This is a genomic window from Streptomyces sp. NPDC057010, from assembly GCF_042673805.1.
Taxonomy (GTDB): domain Bacteria; phylum Actinomycetota; class Actinomycetes; order Streptomycetales; family Streptomycetaceae; genus Streptomyces.
Genome location: NZ_JBHUSC010000001.1, coordinates 459,086 through 480,662, shown reverse-complemented (window position 1 = coordinate 480,662; position 21,577 = coordinate 459,086). Strand labels below are relative to the sequence as shown.

16 protein-coding genes are annotated in these 21,577 nt (G+C 73.8%); 10 read left to right on the top strand and 6 right to left on the bottom strand.

Going from position 1 to position 21,577, the window contains the following annotated elements; genetic code table 11:
* Window positions 1-66: 66 nt before the first annotated feature.
* The 5 genes from ACFTXQ_RS02140 to ACFTXQ_RS02120 are packed head-to-tail and all read left to right on the top strand — an operon-like array spanning window position 67 to window position 5,911.
* Window positions 67-1,062 (top strand): TauD/TfdA family dioxygenase, encoded by a 996-nt coding sequence (locus tag ACFTXQ_RS02140; RefSeq protein ID WP_382634965.1) that lies wholly within the window; start codon window positions 67-69, stop codon window positions 1,060-1,062.
* Between the two features lie 31 nt (window positions 1,063-1,093).
* Entirely contained in the window at window positions 1,094-2,068 is a 975-nt protein-coding gene (locus ACFTXQ_RS02135) for an ornithine cyclodeaminase family protein (protein ID WP_382634964.1), read from the top strand.
* Complete coding sequence (locus ACFTXQ_RS02130) at window positions 2,059-3,429, top strand: Y4yA family PLP-dependent enzyme (protein ID WP_382634962.1); 1,371 nt, start codon at window positions 2,059-2,061, stop codon at window positions 3,427-3,429. The genes ACFTXQ_RS02135 and ACFTXQ_RS02130 overlap by 10 nt, the downstream gene beginning before the upstream one ends.
* 42 nt (window positions 3,430-3,471) lie before the next feature.
* Window positions 3,472-4,500, top strand: a complete 1,029-nt coding sequence (locus ACFTXQ_RS02125) for a cysteine synthase family protein (RefSeq protein ID WP_382634961.1) — start codon at window positions 3,472-3,474, stop codon at window positions 4,498-4,500.
* Window positions 4,501-4,504: 4 nt separating this feature from the next.
* Window positions 4,505-5,911 (top strand): MATE family efflux transporter, encoded by a 1,407-nt coding sequence (locus ACFTXQ_RS02120; protein ID WP_382634960.1) that lies wholly within the window; start codon window positions 4,505-4,507, stop codon window positions 5,909-5,911.
* 16 nt (window positions 5,912-5,927) lie between these two features.
* Here the strand turns inward: ACFTXQ_RS02120 and ACFTXQ_RS02115 are convergent, their stop codons facing one another.
* Entirely contained in the window at window positions 5,928-10,376 is a 4,449-nt protein-coding gene (locus ACFTXQ_RS02115; RefSeq protein WP_382634959.1) for a CHAT domain-containing protein, read from the bottom strand.
* A 136-nt stretch (window positions 10,377-10,512) separates the two neighbouring features.
* On the opposite strand from ACFTXQ_RS02115, the gene ACFTXQ_RS02110 reads away from it, so the two are divergent.
* Together ACFTXQ_RS02110 and ACFTXQ_RS02105 are read left to right on the top strand one after the other, a co-directional pair.
* Window positions 10,513-10,956: a hypothetical protein gene (locus ACFTXQ_RS02110; protein ID WP_382634957.1), complete on the top strand. Its 444-nt coding sequence runs from the start codon at window positions 10,513-10,515 to the stop codon at window positions 10,954-10,956.
* Between the two features lies 1 nt (window position 10,957).
* Window positions 10,958-11,992: a hypothetical protein gene (locus ACFTXQ_RS02105; RefSeq protein WP_382634955.1), complete on the top strand. Its 1,035-nt coding sequence runs from the start codon at window positions 10,958-10,960 to the stop codon at window positions 11,990-11,992.
* A 30-nt stretch (window positions 11,993-12,022) separates the two neighbouring features.
* Here ACFTXQ_RS02105 and ACFTXQ_RS02100 read toward each other — a convergent pair whose 3' ends face one another.
* The 3 genes from ACFTXQ_RS02100 to ACFTXQ_RS02090 form a co-directional block, all read right to left on the bottom strand.
* Window positions 12,023-14,050, bottom strand: a complete 2,028-nt coding sequence (locus tag ACFTXQ_RS02100) for a HelD family protein (RefSeq protein WP_382634953.1) — start codon at window positions 14,048-14,050, stop codon at window positions 12,023-12,025.
* A gap of 169 nt (window positions 14,051-14,219) precedes the next feature.
* Window positions 14,220-15,554 (bottom strand): LCP family protein, encoded by a 1,335-nt coding sequence (locus tag ACFTXQ_RS02095; protein WP_382634951.1) that lies wholly within the window; start codon window positions 15,552-15,554, stop codon window positions 14,220-14,222.
* A 151-nt stretch (window positions 15,555-15,705) separates the two neighbouring features.
* On the bottom strand, window positions 15,706-16,329 hold the full coding sequence (locus ACFTXQ_RS02090) for a DinB family protein (protein WP_382634949.1): 624 nt from the start codon (window positions 16,327-16,329) through the stop codon (window positions 15,706-15,708).
* A gap of 249 nt (window positions 16,330-16,578) precedes the next feature.
* Here ACFTXQ_RS02090 and ACFTXQ_RS02085 point away from each other — a divergent pair, with 249 nt between their 5' ends.
* Window positions 16,579-18,447: a protein kinase gene (locus ACFTXQ_RS02085; protein WP_382634947.1), complete on the top strand. Its 1,869-nt coding sequence runs from the start codon at window positions 16,579-16,581 to the stop codon at window positions 18,445-18,447.
* Here the strand turns inward: ACFTXQ_RS02085 and ACFTXQ_RS02080 are convergent.
* Window positions 18,444-19,037, bottom strand: a complete 594-nt coding sequence (locus ACFTXQ_RS02080) for a TetR/AcrR family transcriptional regulator (RefSeq protein WP_382634945.1) — start codon at window positions 19,035-19,037, stop codon at window positions 18,444-18,446. The genes ACFTXQ_RS02085 and ACFTXQ_RS02080 overlap by 4 nt on opposite strands.
* Before the next feature lie 84 nt (window positions 19,038-19,121).
* On the opposite strand from ACFTXQ_RS02080, the gene ACFTXQ_RS02075 reads away from it, so the two are divergent.
* A complete protein-coding gene (locus ACFTXQ_RS02075) occupies window positions 19,122-19,535 on the top strand; it encodes a DUF4345 domain-containing protein (RefSeq protein ID WP_382634943.1) in 414 nt (137 codons plus the stop codon).
* Between the two features lie 85 nt (window positions 19,536-19,620).
* Window positions 19,621-20,550, top strand: coding sequence for an alpha/beta hydrolase (locus ACFTXQ_RS02070; RefSeq protein ID WP_382634941.1), 930 nt, complete (start codon window positions 19,621-19,623; stop codon window positions 20,548-20,550).
* 12 nt (window positions 20,551-20,562) lie between these two features.
* Here ACFTXQ_RS02070 and ACFTXQ_RS02065 read toward each other — a convergent pair whose 3' ends face one another.
* Entirely contained in the window at window positions 20,563-21,576 is a 1,014-nt protein-coding gene (locus ACFTXQ_RS02065) for an ArsR family transcriptional regulator (protein ID WP_382634939.1), read from the bottom strand.
* Window position 21,577: the final 1 nt, after the last annotated feature.

Below are 21,577 nucleotides of genomic sequence, written 5' to 3'. Positions count from 1 at the left end.
CGGCCGCGGGCGGTCGCCCCCGGAACCGGGATCCCCCTGCCATCCGACGAAACGGATCTCTTCGCCATGAGCACGGCAGCCGCACCCGTCCGCCAGCTCGATGCCCCCACCGCGGGCGAACTCCGCCAGGCCGCGGAAAGACTCCTCGCCGAGTTCGGCACGTCCGCCACAACTCCCCGGCTCCTGGCCAAAGTCGCCGAAGCCGCCGCCGGGTTCGGCGAAGCCCTGCGCCTGCACTGCCGTCCCGTGGACACCGCGGACGGCCTCTTCGTCCTGCGCGGCCTCGACGTCGACGACGGAGCCATCGGTGCCACGCCCTCCAGCTGGACCACCGCCGGCGACAGCGGCGCGGTCCACGACATCGCCCTGCTCCTCCTCGCCACCGTGATGGGCAACCCGATCGCCTGGGAAGGCCAGCAGAACGGGCGCTTCGTACACAACATCGTCCCCGCCGCCGGTCACGAGACCCAACAGACCGGCGCCAGCAGCTCGGTACTGCTCAGCCCGCACACCGAGGACGCCTTCCACCCCGGCCGCGCGCACCTCCTGATGCTCGGCTGCATGCGCAACCGCGACGACGTCGCCACCACCGCCGCCAGCATCCGCAAGGCCCGGCTCTCCGCGGCCGACGTCGCGCTGCTCGTCCGGCCGGTGCTGCCGATCCTCCCCGACGACGCCTACGAGGAGGCCCGGCGCTACACCGAAGGGGCTCCGCCCGCGGTACCGGCCCTGTTCGCCGCCGAAGACGGCATGACGCTGCGCTTCGATCCCGCCTACACCCCGCTGGACGGGGCCGACGGGGCCTACCGGGCCGCGTACGGGCGCCTCTGCGACGAACTGGCCCGCGTCTCGGTCGCGGTGAGCCTGCGCCCGGGCGAGGTCCTGGTCGTCGACAACGACCTCGTCGTCCACGGCCGGGTGCCCTTCCGGGCCCGCTACGACGGCACCGACCGCTGGCTCAAGCGCGCCTCCGTCCGCGTACCCGGCCGTCGCACCCGCCCCGCGGCCGAGGCGGAAGAGCACGGCTACGGCCAGAGCGCCCTCGAAGCGCACGCGAGCTGACCACCCGCCCCGCACCCGGAGGAAGACCACCATGACCCTGCGCGTCCTGTCCACCACCGACCTCGCCGGGATCGACATATCCCTGGCCGACGTGGTGGCCACCGTGGAAGGCGCCTACCGCACCCTCCAGGCCGGCCAGTCCGACAATCCCCGCAAACTGACCGTCAAACCGCGGGACGGCCACTCGGTCGCCTACGCGATGCTCGGCCGCGACGGCTCCCGCGACGTCGTGGCCGTCAAGACCTCCTACAAGCACGGCCTCGACAAGGGCCGCGAGGAGCAGCACTACTACACGGCGCTGACGATCTACGACGACGTCACCGGCCTGCCCGTCGCGATGATGGACTGCTCCCGCATCGGCTCCCTGCGCACCCCGGCCGCCTCCGCCCTGCTGGCCCGCGAGCTGGCCGCCCCCGGCGCCCGCAGCGCCCTGGTCATCGGTACGGGTACCCAGGGCCGGCTCGCCCTGCCCTTCCTGCTCACCACGCTGCCGGACCTGGACCGGCTGATGCTGTCCGGTTCGCATCCCGACGGCATCGCCGCCGTCCGCGAGCGGCTGCGGGCCCACTTCCCCGAGCGGAGCGTGGAGGTCGTCACCGACCTGCGGGACGCGGCCGCGGACGCCGACGTCATCGTCGCCACCGCCGGAGGGCACACCCGGGCCTCCGTGGAAGCCTCCTGGCTGCGGCCCGGCGCGCTGTCGATCCTCGTCGGCCACGGTCTGGCGCCCTCCACCCTGCACGACGCCGACCGGGTCATCGCGACCAGCGAGGCGCAGATGAACGTCACGGGTACGGACATGGCCGATGCCGAGGGCGAACTCCCGGCCGTCGACGCCGAGTTCCCGCCCGTCCTGACCGGGCGGAGCGCCGGGCGCACCCGTGCGACCGAGCGCGTCTTCGCGTACAACAGCGGCCTCGTCGTCACGGACATCGCCCTCGGGCACCGCTTCGCCCAGCTCGCCCTGGCGCAGGGCCTGGGCAGCGAGGTCGCGCTGTGGCAGTGAACGGCCGCCCCCTGCCGAGCCTTCCGGCGCTGCCCGACGCCGCCACCGAGCGGGTGCTGGCCTGCGGGCTGCTGCCCGAGCTCGCCCACGCCTTCGGCGGCCCGTTCCACTTCCTGCTGCCCGACGCCTTCGACGCCAACCTGCGGGCGATGCAGGACGCCCTCGCCGCCGCCGGAGTCGACGGCTTCGTGTACTTCGCGAAGAAGGCCAACAAGGCCGCCGCCTTCGTCGAACGGGCCGCGGCGGGCGGGGCCGGCGTGGACGTCGCCTCCGCCGCCGAGCTGCGCGAGGCCCTCGGCCACGGCGTACGGGGCGAGCACCTCGTCCTCACCGGCCCCGCCAAGGACCCGGTGCTGCTGCGTCTGGCCGTCCAGCACGGGGCGCTGATCGCCGTGGACGCCCTCGACGAACTCGACGTCCTCGTCACCACCGCCCTGACCGGCCGCGTCCGGCCCGCCCGGATCCTGCTGCGCGTCCTGCCGGCCGCCCAGCCGCACAGCCGGTTCGGGTTCGCGGAGGGGGAGCTGGCCACCGCGACGGCCCGGTGCGTCCGGGCCGGTGACGCGGTCCGGATGGAGGGGTTCAGCTTCCACCTGTCGGGCTACGCCCTGCAGCCCCGGGCCGATCTCGCCGCCCGGCTCGTCGAGTTGTGCCTCAAGGCCCGCGTCCAGGGGCTGGAGGCCTCGCGGATCAGCATCGGGGGCGGCCTGCCCGTCAGCTACACCGACGCCGACAGCTGGCACGGCTTCCTCGCCGAGCAGAACAGCGGCCACTACCACGCGGGCAGGACGTTCCACGCCGGGGACTTCTACCCCTACCACTCCCCCGCCGCGGGCGCCGAAGCGCTGGCCGCGCTCCTCGCCGCCCGGCCCGAAGGCCACGGAGCACCCCTGTCCGCGGTCCTCGGGGAGGCCGGCGTCACCCTGCTGCTGGAACCGGGCCGGGCCCTGCTCCACCAGGCCGGTGCCACGGTGTTCCGGATCCGCGGGGTCAAGGAGCGCGAGGGGTACCGGATCCTGACCGTGGACGGTACGAGCCTGAGCCTGTCCGAGCAGTGGTTCAACAGCGAGTACCTGCCCGACCCGGTCCTGGTCCCCCGGGATGCCGAAGGCGAGGAGGGCGTGTTCCCGGCGTGCGTCGGGGCGGCCACCTGCCTGGAATCGGACCTGCTCACCTGGCGCAAGATCCCCTTCCGCCGCCTCCCCCGCACCGGTGACCTGCTCGTCTACCCGAACACGGCCGGTTACCAGATGGACTCCAACGAGTCCCCCTTCCACGACCTGGCCCTGCCGCCGAAGGTCGTCATCGACCACGTGGACCGGCCGCGCCCCCGCTGGCGCCTCGACCGCCACTTCACCTGACGCCCGCCGCCCGCCGCCCGCCGCACCCGTCTGGAGTTACCGATGTCCGGAGCCCTTCAGCGCCCCGCCGTGGTCTCCCGCGTATCCGATCTCATCGGCTACACCCCCCTCCTGGAACTCGCCGCCACCGAGACCGGAAGCCGCCTGCTGCTGAAGCTGGAGATGTTCAACCCCACCGGCACCGCGAAGATCCGTATGGCCCGGGCCATGATCGATGCCGCCGAGGAGGCCGGCGAGCTGCGCCCCGGCGGCCGGATCGTCGAATCGACCTCCGGCAACACCGGCCTCGGTCTCGCCGTCATCGCCGCCGAACGCGGCTACACCTTCACCGCCGTCGTCGACCACCACGCCTGTGCGGACAAGCTCCGCGGCATGAAGGCGCTCGGCACCGAGCTGGTCTACGTCGCCGACGCGGGCACCGAGGAGCTCGCCACCGCCGCCCGCGAGGAACTCGCCGAGGAGATGGCCCGCGGCCGGGACAACACCGTCTTCACCGAGCAGCACAACAACCCCGCCAACGGCGTCGGTTACTTCACCGTCGCGCACGAACTCCACGAGGCCCTGGGCGGGAGGATCGACGTGCTCATCGGCGCCGTCGGCACCGGTGGCGCCCTGTGCGGCACCGGCAGGGAGCTGGGCCGGCTCATGTCCGGCTTCACCGTCATAGGCGTGGAACCCAAGGGCTCCATCGCCTTCGGCGGCCCGGCCCACGACTACCACCAGTCCGGCACCGGCACCCCCGAGGGCGCCGGGATCGGCGCGCTCGTCGACTTCGACCTCATCGACGAGGGCGTCAAGGTCGGTGACGTCGAGGCCTTCGCCACCTGCCGGGCGGTCGCCCGTACCGGGCTCCTCATCGGGGGCTCCGCCGGCGGAGTCGTCTACGAGGCCCTGACCCGGCTGCCCGCCCTGCCGCCGGGCACGACCGTGGTCGCCCTCGTCAACGACGGCGGCGAGAAGTACATGGACACCGTCTTCGACGACGCGTGGATGCGGGACCGCGATCTGCTCGACGCCGAGGCCGAGCGGGACATCGAAGAGCTACTCACCAAGCTCCGCGGGAACCGATGAGCCCATGCTGAAAATCCTCCTCCTCGACAGCCGCGCCCTCGGCGTGCTCGCGGTGCCGCTGATCCTCACCCAGCTCGCCCAGGTGGCACTGACCACCACCGACACGGTCATGGCGGGGCTCCTCGGCACCACTGAACTGGCCGCCGGCGGCCTGGCCATCGTCATCTTCAACCAGCTCCGCACCATGGGGGTCGGCCTGGTCACCTCCGTCGGCAACCGCATAGCCGCCGCGACCGCCCGCGCCGAGCGGGCGGCCGCGGACGGCGACGGCGACGGCCGCGGAGGCGAGGCGGCCCCCGACGAGATCCGCGGCATCGTCCGCGCCGCCCTGGCCGTCGCCACCCTCACCGGGCTCGCGGGGGCCCTGCTGATGATCCTCATCGGCCAGGCCCTCGCCCGGCTCGGCCAGGACGCCCAGGTCGTCGGCCTCACCCGGAACATGCTCCTCGCACTCGCCCCGGGGCTGCTGCCCTGCCTCTGGTTCCAGGCCGTCCGCCAGTTCACCGTCGGCATGCGCCGCCCCCAGGCCCTCGTCCAGATCACCCTCGCCTCCGTGGCCGTCAACGCGGGCCTCGACTGGATCCTCATCCACGGCACCTTCGGCCTGCCCCGCCTCGGCCTCACCGGCATCGGCATCGCGACCTCCACGGTGTACCTGCTGTCCTTCCTCGCCCTCTACGCCTCCGCCAAGCGGGACGAGCGGCTGGCCCCACTCCTCACCCTCGACATCACCAAGGCCGACGCGGCCACCGTCAAGACGCTCGTCCGCCTCGGCATCCCCATCGCCGCCACCTACGGCTCGGAAGCCGGCTTCTTCTCCCTGACCGCCCTGATGGCAGGCTCCTTCGGCCCCGACGCCCTCGCCGCGCACACCGCCGTCAACCAGCTCGTCTCCATCGTCTTCCAGGTCGCCGTCGGCCTCTCCCACGCGGCCTCCATCAACGTCAGCCGCGAACTCGCCCTCGGCCGCCACGCCGACGCCCGCCGCCTCAGGAACACCGCGCTGGCCTGCGCCGCCGCCGTCATGGCCGTCGTCGGACTGCTCTACCTGACGGTTCCCCGGCTGGTCCTCGCGCCGTTCCTCGACTCCGGCTCGGACCGGGTCCTCACCCTCGCCACCCACCTCCTGGTCGTCACGGCCTTCCTCCAGTTCTTCGACTGCGCCCAGAACATCGGGGTCGGGCTGCTGCGCGGCCTCGACGACACCAGGGGCGGCTTCCGCATCACCCTGATCGGCTACTGGGCCGTCGGACTCCCCGCCTCCTGGCTCCTCGCCCACGCCCTGGACCTCGACACCCTCGGCATCTGGCTCGGCCTCCTCACCGGCCTCGCCACCACCGCCGCCCTCCTCCTGCGCCGCTACTCCCGCTCGCTGACCCGGCACGAGCAGGCCCTCACCGCCGCCGCCTGACGGGCCGCCGCCCGCCTCAGCACCCGAAGTGCAGGTACGCGCCCCAGAGCGACGGGGCGAGGGGAAACCTGTCGCGCAGGTCACGCGTCACCCGGTGGAGGGCCCGGGCGGCGCCGCCCTCGGGCAGGCGGGCTCCCGTCGGGCCGAGCGCCCGGTAGAAGGACTCGGCGATCCGCGACGCCGAGCGGTCCCCGATCTTCCACTGGGTGGCCACCACGTTCCGGAACCCCGCGATCTGGAAGCCGGCGGCGAGGTGGATGGACTCGTCGATCAGCGCGACGTCGCCGTTGAACGCCGTCGCGCAGGCCGAGAGGTAGGCCAGGTCCGGTTCGCCGACGCGCATCCCGGTCAGCTCGGTCACGGTGAACGGCCTGGTCCGGTGGTCGACGAGCAGCAGCCGGCTCTGCGCCGGGTCCTCCATGACGGCGGCTCCGTGGCAGGCGAAGTGGGCGATGGTGGCGCGGCTCAGCCCGCTCCGGACCTGCTCCAGTGACGGCTCGCGGTGCGCCGGACCGGCGGACCCTCCCTGGGGCGGGCGGTGCAGGAGCAGTTCGGGGCGGGGCAGCAGCCCGTGCACGCGCAGCGCCTCGTCCTCGGCGTAGGGCAGCGGGCTCGCGTCGGGGGTGTGCGGCATGGACACGATGAGCGAGGCGGGTGCCTGCCCGACGGGCACCGGTCGTCGGGCGTGGACGAGTGCCCGGAGCGTCGGCGAGTAGGAGGACACCACGCGGTCCATGACGGTCGGGGGCACGGCCCCGGCCCCGGGCTTCCCGCGGGGGTGGTGGCCCGCGGCGTGCAGCGGCAGCAGTCCGAGGAGGCCGCCCGGCACCCACCAGAGCCGCGGCAGCTCCCCGGAGGATCCGGCGGCCGGCGGCAGGGCGCCCAGCACCGGCCCGGCCACCGCGTCCCACAGCCACTCCAGGATCCCGCGGATCGTCGCCTGGGCCCGGATACGGTCGTCGGGGGTCACGTGGGACGAGTCCGCGACGGCCAGGGCCGCGTGGAAGGCGTTGACCTGCCGCCCGACTGCCGACAGGTCGGCGTCGGGCAGCGCGATGCGCGTGACGCCGCCGTCGTGGACGGCCAGCGCGTCGCTGCCGAACCGGCTGACGTTGCACACCACGACGGGACCGTGCTCCCCCGCCCGGAGCAGGGCCTCCACCGCGGGTGGCTTCAGGAAGCCGGCGAAGCCTTCCCTGCCGCGGATCTCGGCGAGGAGTTCGGCGAACCCGGCGGCCACCGACTGGCGCCCGTCGGGAGTTCCGGCCGCGCCCGCGTCGAGCAGATCGCGCGCCCGGACGAAGCGCAGGGCCAGGTCCGGGAGGCGCGCCTCCAGGTCGCCGAGGTCTCCACGGGTGTCGAGGAACTGGCCGAGCATCACCGCGCGCCCCGTCTCCAGCACTTGGAGCGCGGCTTCGAGTACTCCCGGCTCTCCGCAGCCCGCGTTCAGGCGCAGCCCGGCCGCATCGCTCGCCAGGTTCCCGTAGTCCCGCAGGACGCGCTGCCGGTCGGCGATGGTGAGGCGCCGGGACGCGGCCAGGGGCAGGAGCGTGACCGCCCGGCCCAGTACGTCGGCCGCTCCGTGCGGGTCGTCCCCGGCCAGGAGTTCGACGGCGCGGCGGGCGGCGACGATGCGCGTGGCGACGGGGGCGGCTTCGGTCGCGGCGGACTCCGTGTAGGCGGCCACCGCCTCCGCCCTGGCCTGCGGATACTCCCTCTGCGCGGTCTCGGCGCACTCCCCCTGGACCAGCAGGGCGTGGGCCCGGTCCGGGCTGCCGGGCGAAGCGACCGCCACCGCCATGTCGGCCGCGAGGCGGGCTCTCACCAGGTCGTCCGGGTCGGACTCTTCGTCATCCCGGAAGCGGGCGAGCACCAGCGATGCCACATTGGCCAGGGGGGCCGCACCGTTGGGGGCTCCCCAGCGCAGTCCCGCGGTGGAGCGTTCGGCCGCGTCGATCGCCCGGTCGAGGTCCGCGCGGTCGGCCGTGAGGAGGTGGCGGCGGCGGAGCGCGTTCGAGAGGCTGAGCTGCTGGGGGCCGCGCATCGCCGTGTCGGGATGGACCGGCTGCCACAGCGCCTCGATGGCTTCGTCGAGCTCCGCCCGGTTCCCGTGGAGCCGGTAGCGGTCGAAGAGTGCGGTGCCGAGGCCGACCCGGGCGGTGATCCTCCCGAGGGAGTCCTCCGGGGAGGACTCGACCGCGGTCCTCGCCGCCGTGACGGCCGCGTCGAGGTCTGCCGGGTCGTAGTGCCGGGCGTAGCGGGTGTGGTGGGCGTTGCTGAGGTTGGCCCACAGCGCGGGTTCGTCCGGGGCCTCGGTCACCGCCCGCCGCGACAGGGCGACGGCCTCGTCCAGATCGGCCTCCCCGCCGGACCGGTCGAAGGAGGAGCGGAGTGTCGTGGCCAGCCTGGACATGGCCCATGCCCGGGCAGGTCCCGGTGCCGGGGATCGCTCCATCGCCGTGCGCAGGGCCGCGATCGCGGCTTCCCAGTCGCCCGGCCGGCTGCCCCTGCCGTCCTCGGCACGCCGGCGCAGTGCGAGCCCGAGGCGCTCGGGGTGCTGCGCCGCCCGGTACAGCTCGATGGCCTCGTCCAGGTCGTCGGCCGCCCGCGTGTGTTCGTACCGCCAGGTCAGGGCGTCGGCGAGCGCGATGCGCGCTTGGGTCACCCTGTGCGGTCCGCTGCCGGACGCCGCGGTCAGGGCCAGGCGCAGGGGCTCCACCTCTCCCTCGGGCTCTTCGGGCAGGTACGAGTTGTGGGCGAACGGCGTGGACGCCTGGGCGTCCGCCGGCCCGGATCCCGGTTGGCCCGTCAGATGGCGGAGCAACTCCCCGTGCTCCCGGCCCGCCACGGCGATGTCGTCGAACCCGTCCGCGTCGAAGGCGCGCCGCTGCACTTGGAGCACCGTCACCGTGAACAGCCGCGAGAGGCGTTCCTCCCGCTTGTCCTCGTCCTCCCGCGGCGTGGCGTCGTAGGCCGACTGGGCGGCCTGAACGGCGGCGTCGATGTCGTCGGGACGGGCGGAGCGTTCGAAGCGGCGCCACAGTGCGGTGGAGAGATTGGCCAGCATCAGCGCGCCTTCGGGGTGCTCCGGTCCTGCCTCGGCCACGCAGGTGCGGTAGGTCTCGATGGCGTCGTCGAGGTCCGTCCGCGCACCCGAGCGTTCGAAGCGCTGCCGCAGCCACGAGGCGAGTTCCCTGCGTACGGAGGCCCGTGCGGGTCCCTCCAGCGGGATTTCCGCAACGACCAGTCGCCTCGTACGGATCTGGAAGTCCAGGGCCGCGTCGCTGCCGAACGCGGTGAGGGCGGCCCCGCCCACGAGGTCCGCCTCCAGCAGGTAGGGCAGGCGGTCGTGGTGGCCGCCGGCCGTGAGGTCGAGACACCGGCCGGCGGCGACCACCGCGTCCCGGAGATCCCGGGCAGCGCCGGGGCCGGACCTCTCGTACCCGAGGCGCAGGGCGATGGCCAGGTTGTGGAGGCGCGCCGGCAACCAGGGCTCCCCGTCCGGGGCGCGGTCCACGGCCTCCCGCCCCGCGCGGACCGCCCGGTCCAGGTCGGAGGGCGTCCGGGTGCGCTGGTAGCGCAGGCGCAGGCACCAGGACAGGGACGCCAGGGCGGGGAGGCGATCCGGATCGAGTGTCTCCACTTCGTCGAGGACGCCTTGCAGCAGGTCCACCGACTCGTCGAGGTCCTCGGCCCTGCCGCCGCCGAACTCCGCGCGCGTGCCGAGCGCGGCCGTGAGGTCGAGGGTCCGGCTGCTGCGGCCGGTGGTCCAGGGCGCCGTTGACGCCTGCCGGGCCACCTCGACCGCGCGGTCGAGGTCCGGCATGTGCCGGCGGGCCGCGAAACGGTCGCGCAGGCAGGAGCCGAGGAACGCCCAGGCCGTGAGCACGTCGGGGTCGCCGGGCGGCAGTTCGGCCGCCGCCGCCTCGAAGGCGGCGACGGCGGTGTCCAGATCGGCGGGTCGCCCGTCCAGCGCGTACGCCCGCTGTGCGGCCCGCCCCAGGTTCATCCGGCACACGGGGCGTTCGATGTTCCCGCCCGGCAGCGCACGCAGGACGTTCGCCCAGGTCAGGCAGAGGAACCTGTACGCGTCGGGGTCGGTCGCCGGTTCCGTGGCGAGTCGGCTCTGGTGGGCGATGAGGACGTCGATCGCGGTATCGGCGGCCAGCAGGGCCAGGGGCTTCTCCGGGATGTCACGACCGCCCAGGAGGGCGGGGAGTACGTACGCGACGGCGGTTTCCAGTTCGCGCCGGGCCTTGTCGGTCGGCGGCATGCCGAGCTCCACCTGGTGGCGCCGGCTCGCGCGCGTGAGCGCGAGGCTCCGGTACCAGTGGATCCGGCCGAGCAGTTCACGGAACTCGATGGAGTCCGCCTCGTCGGTGAGGGTCCGGGCCAGGGCCCGTAGCCCGGTGGCGCGCAGCTTCAGCGACAGACCGACGTCACCCCCGGAGGCGATCAACTCCACTTGCGTACGAAGCCGTTGGAACCGGTGTCGTGGTTCCTCCCGTGGGGAATCCATGCAACGTGATGCTAGTGACCGGGCCGGCGATACGGGTAGTCACGCGCGGCGGCGGGCCGGACCGGGCCCGGGGAGGACGAGGATGACGGACGAGCCCGTGGCTGCCGGAGCAGGAGCCCAAGTCGAAGTCGAAGTCGAAGTCGTGCAGGACGCCTTGTCATACGTCTGCACCCACCTTGATGCGCTGCGGACGACGTTGCGGGGCTCGCCCGGCGACCCGGTCGGGCGCCTGCTGGAGGCGGTCCGCACGGGGCCCGGTGTGGGCGAAGCCCTCGACCTGGTGGACAACGCGCTGCTGGAGGCGGGCGACGCACTGGGCGTCTTCGGCCGGCGTGATCTCCCCGTAGCGGCCGGGGGGCCCGCGACGCGCCCGGAGGTCCCGGGCCTCGGCGCGGGGTACCGGGTGGAGATCGCCTTCCTGTGTCCCTCGGCGCGCTGTTCCCGCGCCTGGGTGCCGGACGCGACGGCGACGGCGGCGCCGAGGTGCGCGATGGACGATCTGCCGTTGCAGCCCGTGGAGCTCTGACATGGAGGCGCTGCTCGGCGCGTTCGGCGGCAAGCTCGCCGAACGCTGGCTGTCGCTGCTCGTCCTTCCCGGGATCCTGTTCGTCGGCGTCGTCCTCGCGGCAAACACCCTCGGGTACGACCACGCCCTCGACGTCCGCTTCCTGGGGGAGCGCGTCCACGGATGGCCGGCGCCGGGGGCCCGGCTGCGGGCCGGCTCCCTCGCGCTGCTCCTGGGTGCCGTCCTCCTGGGCGCGGCGGCCGGCGGGCTGGCGGCCAGGGCCGTGGGCGCGGGGGTGGCCCGCGTGGTCCTGGCCGCCGACTGGCGCGAGTGGCCCCCTCCGGCCCGCCAGATCGCCGCGGCGCTGACCGAACGGCGTCGGCAGCGGTGGAACGGCGCCGACGCACGGTACCTGCGGGAACGCGATCTCGCCGTCGCGGCCGCCGTACGCCGCCGGGCGACGGCCGCCGGACCGTCCCCCGAACTGCCGCCGGACCCGGCCCGGTCGGCGCTGAGCGCGGCCCGGCAGCGCCGCGAGCGCATCTGCGCCGCGCGCCCCGACCGCCCGTCGTGGACGGGCGACCGCTTCCACGCCCTGGCGGCGCGGCTGCGCGAGCAGTACGCGCTGGATCTGGCCGCCGTCTGGCCCGTCCTGTGGCTCTCGCTCCCGGACGGCGCCCGAGCGGAGGTCCGCTCGGCGCACGACGCCCTGGACCGCGGCTTCGTGCTGGCGGGCTGGGGCGTGCTCTACGCCGCGACGGCGGTGGTGTGGTGGCCCGGCCTGCCGCTCGGCCTCGCCGTGCTCCTCGCGGCCCGGCACCGCACGAGAGCGGCCGCGACGGCCTACGTCCTCCTCCTGGAGGCCACCGTCGTCCTGCACGGGCCGGAACTCGCCCGCACCCTGGGCGTCCAGCCGGCCGCCGGCCCGCTCGACCACGACACCGGGTGGCGGCTCACCTGCATCGCCCAGGCCGACCCTCCCGTCCTGCGCGCCGCGGCGCCGTCCCTCCACGAGCCCGCCCCCGGGCAGCCGGGGCCCGGACCGGCGGCGGTGTGACCGCGCGGCGCCGGAGCGGGCGCCGAGTCGTCAGGCGGGCCGGACGGTGATGGTGCAGAGGCGCTTGGTGGCCCGGGTCAGGGCTACGTACAAGTCCCTTTCCCCACCGGGGCGGGCCGTGGTGATTTCCCCGGGGTTCATGACGACGACCCCGTCGAATTCCAGGCCGCGCGCTTCGGAGGCCGGCACGATGCGTGCGTGATCGGCGATGCCCCGGGCCGTCAGCTCGCTCACCTCGTGGTCCGCGCAGATCACTCCCAGCAGCTCGCCCGGGTGCGCGGCGCTCTGGGCGCGGAGCTCGCGAAGGACGGCGGTGACCAACCCGTCCGCAGGTGCGGTCACGGTGCGGGGGCTCTCACCGCTTCGCAGTGACCGCGTGGGCTTCTGGTCGGGAGCGATCCGCGTGAGCAGGTCCCGTACGCTCTCCAGGATCTCCTGCGTGGTGCGGTAGCTGACGGTCAGGTGGTGCAGTTTGAACCGCGGTCCGAGGTGGGGGCCCAGTGCTTCCTTCCAGTCGCGTGCTGTCGCGACCGGGCCCGCCTGGGCGAAGTCACCCACGAGCGTCATCGCCCGTGCCGGGCAGCGGCGTACGATCATCCGCCACTGCATGGCGGTCAGTTCCTGCGCCTCGTCGACGACGACGTGCCCGTACGTCCGCTCGGGGGGCCCGTCGACCAGGCTCGCCGCCTCGTCCAGCAACGGCACGTCGGCATCGGTCCACGGGTCGTCCGGACCGCGCAGCAGAAGGGACCGCTCCTGCGCGGTCAGGCGGGGCAGGTGCTCGGCGAGAGCGCCGGCGTTCGTCAGGAGCGCCTTCACGAGGTCACCGGGCATCAGCCGCGGCCACAACTCCTCGACCGCTCGGTCGACTCCGGCGTCCTCGAGGAGGTCGGCCCGGATGGCGTCCAGGTCCAGCTCGTGGGCAGGACCCGCGTCGGCCGCGCCTTCGGCACGGCGCTGGGCGGCTCCCGTGAAACGGTCGAGGTCGATGCCCGTCATCCTTTCGGAATCGGCGTCGATCTGCTCCAGGAGGTCGCCCATGTCCCGTTGCATCGCGTCGGTGACGGCGTCGACGAGGAGCTCTTTGAACACCTGGCGCGCGGGGTTGTGTCCCGGGGCGGCCGCCACGGCGGCGTCGCGTGCCGTGGCGACCTCCCCGCCGGAGAGGTGAACCGGTTCCCGTCCGACGCGCACGGTGAAGTCACCCGCGGGGGCCTGGTGGACGCGCAGCAGGCCGGCCAGGGCGTCGGCGAGGCCGGAGCCGCCCTTGAGACGTGCCGTATCGAACGGGTCCACCCCGTCCGTGGCGACTCCGGCCAGTTCCGGGCAGGTCGCCAGGACGACGTCGTTCTCTCCGAGCGAGGGAAGGACCTGGGATATGTAGTCCAGGAACCGGGCGTTCGGCCCCACCACCAGGACGCCCTCCTCCGCGGCGCGCGGGAACGCGTACAGGACGTAGGCCGCCCGGTGCAGGGCGACCACCGTCTTGCCGGTGCCGGGCCCGCCCTGCACCACGGTCACCCCGCGGTGGGCGGAGCGGACGATCTCGTCCTGCTCGGCCTGCAGCGTCGCGACGGCCGCGTGCATCCTGCCCGTACGCCGCGCCGACAGGGCCTCGGTCAACGGGCCGTCCCCCACGACGTCCTCGTCGGTCGGGGCGGTCCCGTCCAGCAGTTCGTCGCTCACCGAGACGACCGTGCGTTCCTCGAGGCGCAGGTGCCGGCGCCTGCGCAGGCCCATGGGGTGGACCGGTGTCGCCTCGTAGAAGGGCCGCGCCGCGTTCGCGCGCCAGTCCACGAGCAGGGGCAGGTCGTCCTCTTCCGTGTGCAGCCCTATCCGCCCGATGCGCAGGGCCGTGCCGTCCGTCCGGTCGATGCGACCGAAGGCCAGCCCTTTTTCGGCGCCCTCCAGCCGGCCGATTTCCTTGGTCAGGCGCTCGGCGGTGTTTTCTCTCTCATATGCCTCGCCGACGCTGTCCGCCGGGGCCTTCAGCACACTTTCCCGGAGTACTCGCACCTCGGAAATCCGCTGGGTGAGCAGCTCATACAGGCAGGACACATAATCCCGCTCCGATGCAACCGCACGCACAGCGGGATCATTCGTTTTCGACAACAGGGGGCTCCTTGGATTCGAGCCACACCATACGATCAAGGTCCCTTAAAGGTAAGTCTTGACTTACCTGGTGAAATTTGGCCTTGCGAATTCCGCCGTTCCGTACATCGCCAATTCAGGATGCCGGCGGTCTGTTCATCAGGACGTCGCAGGTGAGTCCGTCCCCGGTGACCGGGGCGCCCTCGACCGAGCTGCGGTCGTGCGTGACCGTGACGACCTGCCGGGCCCGGTCGCCCACCCGGACGTCGTACATGCTGCCGTGGCCCTCGACGGAGCGCAGGACGGCTCCGGGGAGCGCCGCGGCCAGGGAGAGCACCTGGCGCTCGTAGAGGGGATCGTGGGTGATAACGGTCGGTCCGGCGGGAGGCGGTGTTCCCGGTGGGGCGGGAACCTCCTGGACGATGAAGCCGTTGCGGCGCAGGGCCGCAGCGACCTCGGCGTCGTCGACCCTGACCAGCATCGAGGAGGGGGCCTGCGCGACGGGAACCCCGCCGGGCGGCCGGATGCGGGGGTCGCCGGTGAACGGACGGTCGGCGCGCAGGGCGTCCCACAGGGCCTGCGAGCGGTCCTTGTCCCAGACGAGGGTGGATCCGACGTCGGGGACCCGGTGGTCGAAGTCGGAGATGGGCACGGTCGTGAACTCGGTCTGGCGGGCCTGGAGCCGGCCGAGGACCAGGCCGATGCGGACGAGGTCGCCCAGGCCCGTGTTCTTGTCGGTGGTGACGGACTTCAGGAGGGTGCGGGCGGTGCGCAGCGCCGCGCTCGGGTTGGCCAGCGCCTTCTGCGCGGTGAGGCGCGTCAGCATCTCCACGACCAGCCGCTGCTGGCGCCGGACCCGCCCCAGGTCGCCGGAGTACGGGGTGATGTGGCGGGCGCGTGCGTAGCGCAGGGCCAGGCGGCCGTCGAGGTGGTGGGTGCCGGGTGCGAGGTCGAGGCCCGAGTTGAAGTCGTACATGGGCTTGTCGGTGCAGACCGTCGCTCCGCCGAGGTTGTCGACGGTGCTTTCGAAGCCCCTGAAGTCGGTCTGGAGGTAGTGGTCGATGTGCAGGCCGGTGGCCTGTTCGACGGTGCGTACGGTCAGCGGTCCGCCGCCGTGCGCGAAAGCCCCGTTGATCTTGCCGAGGTGGCGGGGGTGCTCGTGTGCGGCGTACTCGGTGTACGAGTCCCTCGGGATGGACACGACGCTCGCCCGCCGCGCGTCGGCGGACAGGTGCACCAGCATCATGACGTCCGTGCAGTTGCAGCCCTTGCCGCCGACGTGGAGGCGGTCGATCTCGGCCCTGGACAGGCCGGCGCGGCTGTCGATGCCCACGACGAGGATGTTGGTGCCGCGGGAGGGGGACGGGGCTCCCGCGAGCGCCGCCCTCCCGACGGCTCCCGGGTGGGCCCACAATTGCGATCCGGTGGTGAGCCCGGCGAGCAGGGCGGTGGCGACCAGGAGGCGACGCATGAAGGCTCCCGACACGGGTGAGGCGGCGCGGAGTGCAGACGCTAATACGGTGGCCTGCGGCGGACGGCCCGGACACGCGGTCGGGCGGGCCGTTCAGCGCAACGCCCTCACACCGTGCGCGCATCCGCCGCCCGCCGGCCGGTGAGGGAGGTCAGCGCCGTGCGCGGTACAGGTCGCGCAGGAGGGCGATCTCGGCTCCGTGGTGCAGGACTTCCTGGTTGACCCACCACACGATGTCGATGAACGGCTCTTCCGGGTCGCTGCCGTGGGGGTAGGTGCAGTAGCCGACGGTGTCGAGCGCGGCGTCGTCGACGCCCAGCAGCGCCTTGCGCCAGGCGCCGGCGGCGGTGTCGAAGGCGGCGACCGCGCCGGCCGCGTCCCCGTTGACCGGAAAGTCGTCCCGGGTGAGGGTGCGGCCGCCGGCCGTGTGGTCGGCGCGCAGCGACAGCATCTCGGTCAGGTGGTTCAGCCGCCAGGCGATGGTGGTGACCGGCGGCGGCCAGGGGTGGGGGTAGGAGGCGGCGTCCCGTCCCCAGTCGCCCGCGGCGGCGCCGGCCAGGAGGGTCGCGCGGGGGCCCGGCCCGTCCGCACGCCGGCGGACCGACCAGCAGTCGGCCACGGGCTCCCAGAAGTACTCCTCGTCGGTCATCACGCCGCCGACGGCGATGTCCGTGCCGTCGCCGCTGTTCATCACCGGGCCTGCCATACGGGCGGTCAGGCGCTCACACGCGAATTCGAACTGCTGCAGCAGCGGGGTCAGACGAGGCGCTGTCACTGACGCTCCCATGACGAAGGGTCGGGTACCGGGAGGGGGAACCCCCTGCGGACGGCCCGCCAGCCTGGCACAACCGGCTGCGGCCCGCCTCTCCTTTTCGGGCGGGCTCCACGCCTCGGGGGGCGGCGGCCGGGCCGGGTTGGTCAAGACCCGCCTCCCGTAGGGGAGTTACTGCGGGGGCACCCCCTGGGTGACCTCCCCTCGATCGGGTAGATTCCAAAAAATGATTCCAATTCAAACGGGGCTGACGTGGTGGAGCTGACGGGGAGCGGAGCCGAGCCGCTGGAGGCGGAGGATCCGCGCCGGATCGGGTCGATTGCACTGGTGGGCCGGCTCGGGGCCGGCGGTATGGGGCGGGTGTACCTCGGGGTCGAGGAGGGCCGGTACGTCGCCGTCAAGCAACTGCTGTCCTCCGTCGTCGGCGAGGACGCGGACTTCGTGCGCCGTTTCGGGCACGAGCTGGACAACCTCTCCCGACTGCCCGCGGAGGCCACCGCTCCGCTGCTCGCCAGTGACCGCACCGCGCGCCCCCCGTGGTTCGCCACCGCGTACGTTCCCGGGCTCACGCTGCGCGAGGCCGTCGAGCTGAACGGCGGACCCCTGCCCGCGCCGGCCCTGTGGCTGCTGCTGCGGAAGGCGGCGGCGGGCCTGGCGTCGGTGCACGCGCTGGACATGGTGCACCGGGACCTGAAGCCGTCCAACGTCATGCTGACGCTCGACGGGCTGACGCTGATCGACTTCGGTGTGGCGCGGGCCGCGGAGCAGAGCCAGCTGACCCGGACCGGCATGGTCGTGGGCACGCCCGCGTACATGGCGCCCGAACAGGCTTCGGGCAGGCGGAGGTTGAGCGGCGCCACCGACGTGTTCGCGCTGGGCTCCGTCCTCGCGTACGCGGCGTGCGGCGAGCCGCCCTTCGGTGACGAGTCGGGGCACGGCGTGCTCTACCGCATCGTCCACGAAGAGCCCGATCTGGAACCGCTGCGGGAGCTGGACCCGGACCTCGCCGAGGTGGTGGCCGCCTGCCTCGACAAGGATCCCGAGGGGCGTCCCACCGCCGCCGAACTCCTCGAACGCGCCTCGCAGCACGGCCCGGTCACCGCCCCGCCGTGGCCGGGGGCCATCGCCGAGCGGCTGGCGGAACGGGCCGCTTTCGCCGCGGACGTACAGGAGATCGACGACGTCACGTTCCCGCTGGCCGGCGGGAAGGCGGAGCCGGCGCCGGAGCCGGAGCCGGAGAAGGCCCTCGCGCCCGAGGGGCAGGCCACGCCCGAGCGGCCGGAGCGGCGCCGCCGTACCCGAATCCTCCTCGCCGTCGTCCCCGTCGTGTTGGTCGCGGGCGGCACGACGCTCGCCATCCAGCACCTGCCGTACGCGTCCTCCCCCCAGGCCAGGGAACAGGCCGCCCCGTCCGGTTCGGCGGCCGCGCCGGGCGGACCTGCGCCGTCGACGGCGGGCGGCAGCAGCCCCTCGGGCGCGGCGTCGGCGGCGCAGTCGCCGGTCCAGGGCAAACCGGAGGAGAACGCCGCGAACCAGGGTCAGGGCGGCCCGGGCGGGCCTCCGGCCGCCGGGGCCGGTGGGACCGGCCCGGGCACGGGCGCGGGCACCGGACCGAATACGAGCACCGGCACCGGTACGGGTACGGGTACGGGCGCCAACACGGGCACCGGAGCCGGCACCCCGGGCGGCGCCGGCGGCGCGGGCCCCACCGGCGGCAGCGGTACGTCCACGGCCCCCAAACCCCCCACCACTCCCCCCGCTTCGGGCACCTACCGCTACAGCAACGGCAACAACGGCAAGTGCATCACCCAGGTCTACGGCGCCTCGGACTTCCGGGACTGCTCGGACCCGACCGCCCGGTGGACCGTACAGAACAGGTCGGACGGCAGCTTCAAGCTCGTCAACCAGCAGAGCGGCCAGTGCCTGTACTCCAACGGTCTCGGCCAGGCCGTCTTCGTCGGCGACTGCGCCCAGGACATCGGCCGGCTGTGGCGTACGGGTTCGGGCGGCAGCCTCCGCAGCGACTACGGCGGCGGCTGCCTCGACCTGGGCATGGCCAGCGGCCTGATCACGAGGACGTGCGGCGGGGAGGCCTCGCAGCGCTGGACGAGGCAGGCCTAAGGGGTGTCCGCCCGGAGGAACGGGCGGAGGGCGCCGAGCAGGGCGCCGGTGCAGGTGTCGCGCAGTTCCGCGCGCGTGCAGGTCTCGGCGGTGAGCCAGTCCAGGGAGAGCACCCGGACGAACACCAGCCAGCTCTTCAGGACCGCCGCCACGGCGGGGCGGACGGAGTCGTCCGCGAGCGGCAGGACGTCGAGGAGCCGGGCCCGCAGGACGTCCAGCTCACTGTCGATGATCGTCTGGACCACCGGGTCGCCGGCCAGGACGCGGTTCGCGGCGAGGACGGTGTTGCGGTGGGCGACGAAGTAGTCGAAGTGCACGTCGAGCCCGTCGGCGAGCTGTCCGAGGACGTCGCCGGGCCGGTCCAGCGGGACCTGTTCCAGCAGCCGGTCGGACGCCTGCCGGTACACGGCCGCGAAGAGCTCCTGCTTGCCGGCGAAGTGCCGGTACAGCAGGGCGCGGGAGACTCCCGCCCGCTCGGCGACGTCTTCCATGAGCACGTCCTCGTAGGGGTGCTGGGCGAACAGTCGCGCCCCGACGTCGAGGAGCTGGGCGCGGCGGTCGTCGGGGCTGAGTCGTCGGCGGGGAGGCACGCGACCGATCTTACTTGACACTCGTCTACTAGCGGGGCCTACTAGTAGACACACGTCTACTAACCAGGGGTGGGAGGTCGGAGCATGGCCAGGACTCTCAAGTGGCTCGTACTGACGATGGGCGTCGCGTGCGTGCTGATCGGGCTCGGGCACGTGGTGCTCGGCAACGCGGCGATCCCCGGCGAGGCTGCGGCCGGGGCGACGGTCGACAGCCTCGGCCGGTTCCTGGGCGCGACGTTCGCGGGCTACGGGCTCGCCTGGATCTGGGCGGCCCGCCAGTCGCCGATCCCGGCGAGCGCGGTCCGGTGGCTGGCCGGCGTGTTCCTGCTGGGGGCGGCGGGACGACTGCTGTCGCTCGCCGTGCACGGGTGGCCGCACGGCTGCCAGGTGGCGCTGACCGTCGTCGAACTGGTCATGCCGCCGCTGTACTTCTGGCTCGCGGACGCCGACGAGAAGGCCCACCGGCCGGCCCCGGCCGAGATCGCGGGCGCGACCTGAGGAGACACGCTGCCAACCCGGTGAATCCGGCGGCTGCCCGGGGTGGGGCCCGCGGGCCGGTCGGTCCGGGCGGCATGCTGGGGACATGCCGACCATGGATCCGGAGATCGCGGCGCTGCTGGCGGAGTTCGGGGTGGCCGGGCCGGAGCCCGCCGAGCCCCCGTCGGTGGCGGAGATGCGGGCGGGGAACCGCGCCCTGTCGCTGGCCGTCGCACCCAGTCCGCCCCTCGCCGTCGGTTCGGTCGCCGACCAGCGGCTGGTGGGGGTGCCGGTGCGGGTGTACCGGCCCGAAGCGGAAGGGACGGCGCCCACCGTGGTCTTCTTCCACGGCGGCGGGTTCGTCGTCGGGGACCTGGACACGCACGACGGGGTGTGCCGGCGGCTGTGCCGGGATCTGGGGGCCGTCGTCGTGAGCGTCGGCTACCGGCTGGCGCCCGAGTTCCCCTTCCCGGCCGCGTTCGACGACTGCGCGTCCGTGGCCACCCACGTCGAGGACCACCTCGGCGACTTCGGCGGCGGGGTCCTGGGCGTGGCGGGCGACAGCGCGGGCGGCAACCTGGCCGCCGGGGTGGCGCTGGCCTTCCGAGACGAGGGCCGGCCGCTGGCCGCCCAGTTGCTGGCCTACCCGGCCACCGACCTCAGCCCCGGCCGCGCGTACGCCTCGCTCGCGGAGAACGCCACCGGGAACCTGCTGACCACGGCCGAGGTCGAACGCGACATCGTCATGTACCTCGGCGAGGACTCCGGCGCGGCCGGACGCGCCCCCGCCTCCCCGCTGCTCGCCACCGGCCACGCGGGCCTCGCGCCGGCGGTCATCGGCTGCGGCGACTGCGACCCGCTGCGCGATGAGGGCATGGCCTACGCGCAGGCCCTGGCCGCCGCCGGCGTCCGGGTGCACCAGCACCTCTACCCCGGCCTGATCCACGGCTTCCTCAGCTTCGACAGCAGGTCGAAGGCGGCCGACGCAGCGGTGACGGAGATGACCGCCGAATTCGGCGCCCTGCTCCGCGGCTAGGACCCGCAGGCCCTACGGGCGCCCGGTGGTCAGGTGGTCGCCGAGGGGGCTGCGGCGGTAGAGGACCTGGCGGCCCTGGCGGGCGCGGGTGACCAGGCCGGCCGCGTACAGGACGCGCAGGTGCTGGGACACGGCGCTGGGGGTGACCCGTAGCCGGCGGGCGAGTTCGATCGTGGCCAGGGGTTCCGCCAGCAGGCCGAGCAGCCGGGCCCTGGGGGCGCCGAGGAGCGGGACGAGGGCCGGCGCGCCCTCCGGGTCGGAGGCGTCCGGGGCGGGTTCGGGTCCCCAGAGCGTCGCCACGCCGCGGCTCGGGTAGAGCACGTGGGGCGGTTCCTCCGGGCCGACCGGGGGTGCGGGCTTGTGGGCGAACACGGAGGGCACGAGCAGCAGCCCCCGGCCGGACGCCTTCGCGTGGAACGTGCCGATGGTCCGGTGGATGCGGAGCACACCCCGCGAGCCGTCGTCCTCCCAGGTCACCCGGGGGTGGATGTCGGCGAAGAGGAGCCGGGCGCCGCCCCGGGCCAGCTGCCGTGCCCGGTAGGTCATGTCGGCCTCGGCGACCAGCCGGACCTGCGGCCAGACCGGCCGGACGGCGATCTCCCAGTACCGGTGCAGGAGTTCGCAGAGGCTGTCGCGGAGCGCGGTGACGGGTCCGTCCCCGGCGGCGGTCGCCGCGCGCAGGGGCTCGGGCAGCGGGTCCGGCGCGTGCGCGGCCAGCAGATCGCGGCGGACGAGGCCGGGCGGGGAGCGGCGGACGACGGCCAGCTCCTCCTCGAAGGCCGGCTCGAAGCCCGGGGGCCTGGGGGTCAGGAAGTCCGGGAGCGTGAGCCGGTCGGCGACCAGGGACATCAGCAGGCCGGTGTCGAGGCCGCCGATCCGGGCGAGTACGGACCTGCGCCACGGCAGGTGCAGCGCGGACAGGCCCGGATCGCGCAGCACGCGCAGGCTGAGCACGGTCTCGCCCAGGGGCGAGAGGGCGAAGCGCGTATGGGCGAGGTCCTCGACGCCGAGCTCGAAGCTGATCATT